Annotated in this window: 7 protein-coding genes; all 7 read left to right on the plus strand. The window is 63.3% G+C overall.

Annotated elements, in window-relative coordinates; genetic code table 11:
• Positions 1 to 204: 204 nt before the first annotated feature.
• Entirely contained in the window at positions 205 to 1,455 is a 1,251-nt protein-coding gene (gene oxlT / locus QZ213_RS03115) for an oxalate/formate MFS antiporter (RefSeq protein WP_291684586.1), read from the plus strand.
• A gap of 318 nt (positions 1,456 to 1,773) precedes the next feature.
• The gene (locus QZ213_RS03120; RefSeq protein ID WP_291684587.1) at positions 1,774 to 2,202 is read left to right on the plus strand and encodes a CBS domain-containing protein; all 429 of its coding nucleotides are present in this window, start codon (positions 1,774 to 1,776) and stop codon (positions 2,200 to 2,202) included.
• A 288-nt stretch (positions 2,203 to 2,490) separates the two neighbouring features.
• Positions 2,491 to 3,486: a nitronate monooxygenase family protein gene (locus QZ213_RS03125; protein WP_291684588.1), complete on the plus strand. Its 996-nt coding sequence runs from the start codon at positions 2,491 to 2,493 to the stop codon at positions 3,484 to 3,486.
• A 35-nt stretch (positions 3,487 to 3,521) separates the two neighbouring features.
• On the plus strand, positions 3,522 to 4,490 hold the full coding sequence (locus QZ213_RS03130; RefSeq protein ID WP_291684589.1) for a zinc-binding dehydrogenase: 969 nt from the start codon (positions 3,522 to 3,524) through the stop codon (positions 4,488 to 4,490).
• 15 nt (positions 4,491 to 4,505) lie between these two features.
• Positions 4,506 to 4,832 carry a hypothetical protein gene (locus QZ213_RS03135; RefSeq protein ID WP_291684590.1) on the plus strand — a complete coding sequence of 109 codons (327 nt, stop codon included), beginning with the start codon at positions 4,506 to 4,508 and terminating at the stop codon, positions 4,830 to 4,832.
• Positions 4,833 to 4,955: 123 nt separating this feature from the next.
• Positions 4,956 to 6,335 (plus strand): cation diffusion facilitator family transporter, encoded by a 1,380-nt coding sequence (locus QZ213_RS03140; protein WP_291684591.1) that lies wholly within the window; start codon positions 4,956 to 4,958, stop codon positions 6,333 to 6,335.
• A 219-nt stretch (positions 6,336 to 6,554) separates the two neighbouring features.
• Positions 6,555 to 8,063, plus strand: a 1,509-nt coding sequence (locus QZ213_RS03145; protein WP_291684592.1) for a PAS-domain containing protein, incomplete at its 3' end; no start/stop codon positions are given.

Consider the following 8,063-nt stretch of genomic DNA (forward strand, 5'->3'; position numbering starts at 1 on the left):
CTTTGGCGAGGCGTAGCGCCGCCGCGCACCGGGCCTACTCGACTAAATTCGAACTTGCACATTGGAATATAATATACCAGACTTTAGGGCGAAGCGCCGGCGGACTCATGGGTCAGATTGAAAAAAGCGCGAATTTCGGAGGAAACAATGATCGCTAACGCAGCAACCGCGCCAACTCAGGCACCGTCCAACAGCTTTCGCTGGATGCAACTTATCATCGGCGTCGTCTGCATGGCGATGATCGCCAACCTCCAGTATGGCTGGACTTATTTCGTCGCCCCGATGGCGAAAGCGAATTCCTGGGACGTCGCCGGCATCCAGGTCGCCTTCAGTATTTTCGTCGCGCTGGAAACCTGGCTCACCCCGCTTGAAGGATGGATCGTCGACTCGCTCGGTCAGCGCGGCCCAAAACTGATGGTCGCGGCCGGTGGTATTTTGGTTGCGATCGGCTGGCTTATCAACGCCAAGGCCGGGTCGCTGGAGATGCTCTATCTCGGTGCCGTGGTGTCCGGCATCGGGGCCGGAGGCATCTATGCAACCTGCGTCGGCAATTCCGTGAAATGGTTTCCCGACCGCCGCGGTCTCGCCGTTGGCCTGACCGCGGCCGGATTTGGCGCCGGCGCGGCTGTCACCGTGATTCCGATTCAGCACATGATTGCCTCGATCGGATATGCGGACACCTTCTTCTGGTTCGCCATCGGTCAGGGTGCCGTCATCTTCGCGGTGGCTTGGGTGCTTCGCCCGCCGGTGCCGGGTGAGGTTCCGACCGGATCGGCCGTCAAGGTCTTGCAATCGAGAAACTCGAGCACGCCGGGCCAGATGCTCGCATCGCCGGTATTCTGGCTGCTCTACATCATGTTCATATTGGTGTCCGCTAGCGGATTGATGGTCACCGCGCAGATTGCGCTGATCGCCAAGGACTATGGCGTCTCGCAGACCGTGATCCTGTTCGGCGCTTCCACGCTGATCGTCGCCGGCGTAATCGACAATCTCGCCAACGGCGGCGCACGGCCGTTCTTCGGCTGGGTGTCGGACCAGATCGGGCGCGAATACACCATGGCGATCGCCTTCACCGCGGGCGGCGTAGCCTACTGGCTATTGGGAACGGCGGGCACCACTCCATGGACCTTCGTGATCTGCGCGGCGCTGATCTTCTTCACATGGGGCGAGATCTTCAGCCTGTTCCCCTCGACCTGCACCGACATGTTCGGGCCGAAATACGCGACCACGAACACCAGCCTGCTCTACACCGCCAAGGGGCTGTCGGCCTTCGTCGTCCCGCTCGCCAACATCCTGAAGACGCATACTGGCAGCTGGTACGCCGTGTTCGCCGTTGCCGCGATCATGAACTTCATCGTGGTGGCAATGGCGCTGTTTGTGGTGCGGCCGATGCGGATCTCGATCAGCGCGTCGGAAAACAAGGCCACGGTCGGACACGCACACCCCGCCCAGTAACGCGCCGCTCAGGGCAAGAGCGTCGTTCGACAAGAGATAACCTCCCGAAGACCACAAGAGGCGCACCGCGGTGCGCCTCTTTCCTTGCCTGCGAGATCGTGGACGCGAAGGCATACCACGCGACGTCGCGTGTGCCCCTGCGATATCCACAAGCGCGTCCCCTGGAAGCAATGTTGAATCGTCAGAAGGTCAATACTGCTGCCTATTTCTTTGATTCCGTGATCGCCACATTCGCTACATGATCAAATTGACAATTGGCATATTGTATACCAATTTGATTTGCCCAAAGACGTCCTGGCTCACCCAAGGGAGGTTGCGATGCAAGTTGGAGACATCCTGCGCAAGAAGACTGCTCGCGTTGCGACGGTGCGAATGAACGAGACCGTCGGCATTGCCGCTCAATTGATGCGCGCCAGCAATATCAGCGCGCTCGTGGTCAAGGACGTCGTGCGGACCGAAGGCAATACCGCGGTCGGCATGTTCACCGAACGCGACGTCGTCCGCGCCATTGCCGAGCATGGCGCTGCGGGCGTCAACGTGAAGGTCTCGCAATTGATCTCCGTGCAGCAACTGGTTTCCTGCAAGTCGATCGACACGCTCGAACATGTTCGTCATTTGATGAACCTGAACCATATCCGCCATTTGCCTGTGATCGACAATTACAGCCTGATCGGCGTCATCAGCATGCGTGACATTTCGAGTGCATTCGACGACGAGGCCACCGCCGCGGCACGATCCGTCGCTTGACCGGACGCTCCCTCCCCGCGATCGCCTACGGCTTTGAGCTGCCGCTCAAGGTCGGGGGATGAACTTGCGCCGGATTTTCCCTCGCGCGGCGCAGCGTGCAAAAATCGCCGGGCTGTATGAGGGAATTGTCCGCCCCGCGGAAACAAAAGCCCCCGTTTTTGCATGATCGCGCTGCCCTGCCCGGCTTCGCTCCCCGTGGACATTTGCGGGGGCTGACGGCATCCTGCCCGGGAAATCACATAAACGAGGCGTGCGCATCGTCCGCGCCAGGGGAAACAGAGGGCCAAAATGCTCAAAACGCGATTTACCGAACTGGTCGGCGTCGAACACCCGATCGTGCAGGGCGGCATGCAATGGGTCGGCAGGGCCGAACTGGTTGCAGCGGTTGCCAACGCCGGCGCGCTCGGCTTCATCACCGCGCTGACGCAGCCGACGCCGGAGGATTTGACCAAGGAAATCGCGCGCTGCCGCGATCTGACCGACAAGCCGTTCGGCGTCAACCTCACCATTCTTCCTTCGATCAAGCCGCCGCCCTATGCGGAGTATCGCCAAGCCATCATCGAGAGCGGCATCAAGATCGTCGAGACCGCCGGCAACAAGCCGCAGGAACACGTTACCGAGTTCAAGAAGCACGGCGTCATCATCGTGCACAAATGCACCAGCGTCCGCCACGCGCTGTCGGCGGAGCGCATGGGAGTCGACGCGATCTCGATCGACGGTTTCGAGTGCGCCGGCCATCCCGGCGAGGACGATACCCCCGGCCTGATCCTGATCCCGGTCGCGGCCGACAAGGTGAAGATCCCGATGATCGCCTCGGGCGGCTTCGGCGACGGCCGGGGCCTCGTCGCCGCATTGGCGCTTGGGGCCGAGGGCATCAACATGGGCACGCGCTTCATGTGCACCAAGGAGAGCCCGATCCATCAGCTCGTGAAGGAACGCATCGTCGCCAATGACGAGCGCGAGACCGAGCTGATCTTTCGCACCATGCGCAACACCTCGCGCGTCGCCAAGAATGCCGTCAGCAGCAAGGTCGTCGCCATGGAGAAGGAAGGGGCGAAATTCGAGGATGTCCGCGAACTCGTGGCTGGCGCGCGCGGCAAGATGGTGTACGCCACCGGCGACGCCGACGAGGGCATCTGGTCCGCAGGCCAGGTGCAGGGACTGATCCACGATATCCCCTCCTGCGCCGAACTGGTGTCGCGCATCATGCAGGAGGCGGAGACCATCATTCGAAGCCGGCTCGAAGGCATGATGTCCGGCGCCCGCCGCGAAGCCGCCGAATAAGCGGCTTCCCCTCTTCATCAACCAGGAATCAATTCATGAAGGCTTATGTTTACGGCGCCAACGGCGCCGCCATCGGCGACGTGGCAAAGCCCTCCCCCAAGGGCACCCAGGTGCTGGTGAAAGTGAGCGCCTGCGGCCTCAACCGCGCCGACCTCGGCATGACCAAGGGCCACGTCCACGGTAGCGCCGGCGGCCTCGGCACCGTGCTCGGCATGGAATGGGCCGGCGAAGTCGCCGAACTCGGCCCCGACGCCAGGGGCGTCAAGGTCGGCGACAAGATCATGGGCTCCGGAAGTGCGGCGTTCGCGGAATATACGCTGGCCGATCACGGCCGGCTGTTTCGCACGCCTTCGAACATGAACTTCGAGGAAGCGGCCACCCTCCCCGTTGCGCTGGCGACCATGCACAACGCGGTCGTCACCAACGGCGCGTTGCAGCCGGGCCAGTCGGTCCTGATTCAAGGCGCGAGCTCCGGCGTCGGCCTGATGGCGATGCAGATCGCAAAATTCAAGGGCGCCAAGCTCGTGATCGGGTCCTCCACCGACGCGACGCGGCGCGGGCGCCTGAGGGAATTCGGCGCCGATCTCGCGGTGGATTCGTCCGATCCCGGCTGGGTCGACCAGGTGCTGGAGGCAACGGGCGGCGAAGGCGTCGACCTGATCGTCGATCAGATCTCCGGCGGCGTCGCGAACCAGAATCTCAAGGCCACCAAGATAAAGGGCCGCATCGTCAATGTCGGCCGGCTCGGCGGCACCCACGGCGATTTCAATTTCGACCTGCACGCCGCGCGCCGTATCAACTATATCGGCGTCACCTTCCGCACCCGCACGATCGAGGAAATCCGCGAGATTTTTGCCGAAGTGCGCACGGACATCTGGGCTGCGGTGGAATCGCGCAAGCTGCAACTGCCGATCGACAAGGTGTTCGCCTTCGACGATATCGGCAAGGCATTCGAGCACATGGAAGCCAACAGGCATCTCGGCAAGATCGTGGTGACGCTGTAGCGGCGTATTTCGCAATTGCCGACCGGCCGCAGCCTGTCGGGGGTCCCCTCAAAAGCGACCGTCGTGATGACAAAGATCGAACTGGTTGGGTTGCTCGATGGGGGCCGCTATTTCGAAGGGCCGCGCTGGCACGCGGGCCGGCTCTGGTTCGTCGACTGCATGAACCGGACACTGCTAAGTCTCGATTGCTCCGGCGGGTGCGAGCAGCACGCGAGGTTCGAGGACGACACGCCTTGCGGACTCGGTATTTTGCCGGACGGAAGGCTGGTCGTGTTGACGATGTTCCGCAAGCGCCTGATGATCTGCGCGGACGGCCAGCTTTCGCTGTCGGGTTACCCGTGAGCTCGGGCAGGGCGATCGCCGAGGATGTCGGCACCCACTTTTGAATCGGAACAGTTCGCATGTACTGTTAACGAATCCGATCGGCGCTTTAATGTTGCAAGGCGGGCTGCTACACCGCAGCCCATGAGCGAACCCGCCCACACCATCAAATCCCGCGTCGCGGCGATCTCGGTCTTTGCCAGCGCCGGCATGGCCGCGGCCAAATTCGCGGTCGGTATTGCCATCGGCAGCCTCGCCTTGATCTCGGAGGCGCTGCACTCTTCTGTCGACGTAGTCGCAACCGTCATCACCTGGATGGTGGTGCGGGTTTCCGACCGCCCCGCCGACGAGGAGCATCATTACGGCCACGGCAAGCTCGAAAGTGTTTCCGCGTTGGGCGTCATCGCGCTGCTCTATGTGCTGGCGGGCGGCATTCTGGTCGAGTCTTACAGCCGCCTGCGCGAGGGGGCGCCGCCGCCGATCATCTCGGCCATCCCCTTCATCGTCCTGCTGGTCGATATCGCGGTGAATTTCTGGCGCGCCCGGGCGTTGCATCGCACGGCGCACGAGACCAAGAGCCAGGCTCTGGCTGCCGACGCGCTGCATTTCGCATCCGATGTGCTCGGCTCGATCGCCGTGATCGCGGGGCTTGCGCTTTCGGCACTGGGCTATGCCTGGGGCGACGCCGCCGCCGCCGTCGGGGTGGCGATCATGATCGCGCTTTTGGGCCTGCGGATGGCGCGCTCCACCGTAGAGACCCTGGTCGATCGCGCGCCCGAAGGCGCATCGGAGAAGGCCACCGACGCCATCCGGTCGGTGCCGGGCGTGATCGATGTCGAACGGTTGCGGGTGCGGTTGGTCGGGTCGACTCATTTCATCGACGCGATCGTCGAGGTGCCGCGCACCTTTCCGATCGACCGCGTCGAGGAGATCAAGCGAAAGGCGCAAGCGGCGGTCGCGAAAGCGCTCGACGATGCCGACCTGACGTTCACCGCCGTGCCGGTCGCGCGCGACAATGAGAGCGTCCGCGAACGCATCATGGTGATTGCGCGCAACTCCGGTCTGGCCATCCACCACGTCACCGTGCACGATCTCGGCGGCAGGCTCACCGTCAGCATCGACCTCGAAGTCGACGGCGAGATGACACTCACCGCTGCCCACGACATCGCCCACGAACTGGAGCGAAACATCCGCGACGAGTTCGGCGAGGACGTCGAGGTCGACACCCACATCGAGCCGCTGGAACCGGAACTGCCGCACGGCACCGATGCCGCGGCCGACCGCGTCGAAACCATCAAGAGCGCGCTGTCGCGTTTCGCCGCCGACACCGCGATACACGACATCCACAACGTTCGGGTGCGCGATACCGACGCCGGCGAAATCGTCAACTTCCATTGCCGCGCCGCGCCGTCCATGAGCGTGATCAAGGTCCACGAGAACGTCGATGAGATCGAGCGGGCGCTGCGCCGGGCGTTCCCGACCGTGAAGCGCGTCATCAGCCACGCCGAGCCGCCGGACGCGTGAGCTGAATCCGGACGGCGCGCGTTCCCGTTTCGGACTCGTCTTGCAGGTATTTTTGCGGACATTTCGCGGCGCGATTCTCCGTTGGACAAGATTTATTTGATTTAACGAATCGTTGACTCTCGACAGCCCGAGAAAACTGGATTCAAATCAACTTGATTCGGAAAGGGACTGGGGCCCTTCCGGGCAAGGTGCGAGAAAGTTTCCGAGGGGGCTAAAGGCATGGCGCGTGCACACGCGGCGGGCGCATGCGTACAATCCGATTCGATCAAAGGATTGGCGCAGTCGATCGCGAAACCGGCCTACCATCGGCTGTTGATAGCGGAGCCTGCGCTTCGCCGCGCAGTGCCCACCCTGATCATTGCGTTCCTGATCACCATCTGCCTTGGCGCCTTCGTGCAGGTGGTCGATCAGAACCGGCAAAAACGCGCGTCCATCAAGCGCGATCTCGCCGCACTTGCCGACGTGCTTGCCGAACGTCTCGACCGCATCGCTTCGGTCCGGCAGGACCCGGGCACGCCGTTCGAGCGCCTGCAGCTATTGCTGCCTGGCCTTATTCCGTCGTGGGGCGTCGCGGCCGGCCGGCACGTCATCGTGGTCGGCGCCGACCAGCGCGTGCTCGCCCGCGTGCCGATCGATGCCGGGATCGGCGACGCCAGCCGCCTGCTCGACGTCATCAGCGCGGCGCTGCCGCTGGCCACGCCCGGGCAGCAACCCGGCGTCAGCGACATCACCCTCCCGAACGGCAGCAGCGCGCTGGCGGTTGCCCACATCGTCAAGGCGCTGCCCGGTCAGATCATCATCATCCAGGAAAGGGTCGATTCGCTCTGGCAGTCGGACGCGGCGCTGTCGGTGACGCTGTCGGCCACCACGGGCTTCGTCGTGCTGATCCTGGGCTTTGCCTTCCACTGGCAATCGACCCGCGCCCGCGAAGGCGACCTCATCAACGACGCCGTGCGCGGCCGTATCGATACCGCGCTCAACCGCGGGCGCTGCGGATTGTGGGATTGGGACCTGTCGCGCGGCAGGATCTTCTGGTCGCAATCGATGTTCACCATGCTCGGCCTCGACACCCGCAGCGATCTCCTGACCTTCGGAGAGGTCAACGCGCTGGTGAAATCCGACGACATCGACCTGTTCGCGATCGCCGATCAGCTGATTTCCTCGAAGCTCGATCACATCGACCAAACCTTCCGCATGCAGCACACCGACGGCCACTGGATCTGGCTGCGGGTGCGCTGCGAAATCAGCCAGGGTGCGGCCGATTCCGGCCTGCATTTGATCGGCATCGCCGTCGACATCACCGAGCAGAAGAGCCTGGCCGAGAAGACGGTGGAGGCCGACCTGAGACTGCGCGACGCGATCGAGACCATTCCGGAAGCCTTCGTGCTGTGGGATGCCAGCGACCGCCTGGTGCTCTGCAACTCGCACTTCCAGCGCCTGCACAAACTGCCGGATTCGGCGGTCACCCCCGGCACCTCCTATGAGACCGTGATCGAGGTCGGCAGCATGCCGGAGGTCCGCACCCGGCTGCACGACGCCGGCACCCACGCGCCGGGCGCGCGCACCTTCGAGGCGCAGCTCGAGGATGGCAGCTGGCTGCATATCAGCGAACGCCGCACCAAGGACGGGGGCTACGTCTCGGTCGGCACCGACATCACCCGCATCAAGGAACACGAGCAGAAACTGGTCGACAACGACCTTCGCCTGCGCGCCACCGTGATCGACCTG

Source organism: Bradyrhizobium sp. (genome assembly GCF_017881085.1).
Taxonomy (GTDB): domain Bacteria; phylum Pseudomonadota; class Alphaproteobacteria; order Rhizobiales; family Xanthobacteraceae; genus Bradyrhizobium.